Source organism: Acidiferrimicrobium sp. IK, from assembly GCF_025499425.1.
In the GTDB taxonomy this organism is placed as follows: Bacteria; Actinomycetota; Acidimicrobiia; order Acidimicrobiales; family Palsa-688; genus Acidiferrimicrobium.
Map to the genome: position 1 here is coordinate 1 of NZ_JAIMCB010000045.1, position 1,062 is coordinate 1,062.

At 70.8% G+C, this 1,062-nt stretch carries 1 protein-coding gene; it reads left to right on the plus strand.

What is annotated here, in order from left to right:
• The coding region (locus K6U06_RS24475; RefSeq protein ID WP_262324612.1) for an ISL3 family transposase at window positions 1–1,056 on the plus strand (1,056 nt) is incomplete at its 5' end.
• Window positions 1,057–1,062: the final 6 nt, after the last annotated feature.

Consider the following 1,062-nt stretch of genomic DNA (forward strand, 5'->3'; position numbering starts at 1 on the left):
CGGCGCTGCGACGACGGCGACTGCGAGCGCAAGACGTTCGTGGAGCAGCATGACCAGGTGGGCCGACGCCGCCGCCAGACCGCCCGCTGCCGGAAGTTCGTGGCCCGCCAGGTCGGCGCCGAGTGCCGGTCGGTGGCCGCGGTGGCCGCCGAGGTGGGCATGGGGTGGCGCGCCGCGAACAGCGTCTATGTGGCAGAGACCGCTGCGGCAGGGATGTGCGACCCCGACCGGCCTGTCACCTGGCTGGGAGTCGACGAGACCGCAGCACGCCGTGGCCGGCGGTTCGTGACCAACCTGGTCGACCTGGGCGGCCCCCACGGGCCCCCGCGGGCCCATGACGTGCTCGTCGGCCGCTCCCACCAGGTCCTCGCTGACTGGCTGAAGGCACGCCCGGAGGCGTGGCGGGCCGGCGTGAAAGTTGTGGCCCTCGACCCCTACGCCCCCTACCGCTCAGCCATCCGCGAGCAACTACCCGATGCGGTGATCGTGGTCGACAAGTTCCACGGGATCCGCCTGTTCAACGCCGCGCTCGACGCTGTCCGCCGCCGCCTCTCCCAACAGCAGCTCGGACGCCGCGGCCGCAAAACCGACCCGGCGTGGCGCGCCCGTCACCGTCTCCTACGGGCCAACGAGCGTCTCAACGACCGGGGCGCCACCAGGGTCGCAGCCGCGTTCGACGCCGACGCGACCGGCCAGCTCGAGTACGCCTACTGGGTCAAGGAGATGGCCCGATGGTTCTGGTCGTCCCCCGACCCCGTCACCGCCCGACGTCGCCACTGGCGCCTCGTCGAAGCGCTCGCCGACAGCGACATCCCCGAGCTCCACACCCTCGGCCGGACCCTCGACGCGTGGGCACCGCAAATCCACGCCTACTTCACGGTCCGAGCTACCAACGGCCCCACCGAAGGCCTCAACCGCAAGGTCAAGCAAGTCAAACGAGCCGGATGCGGCTTCACCAACATGGCCAACTACCGGGTCCGGATCCTCGGCCACTGCAACAACCTCGGCCGGCCGCTACCCTCAACACCGGTTGGTGCCACCCCACCTAAAGGGTGAAGAGCC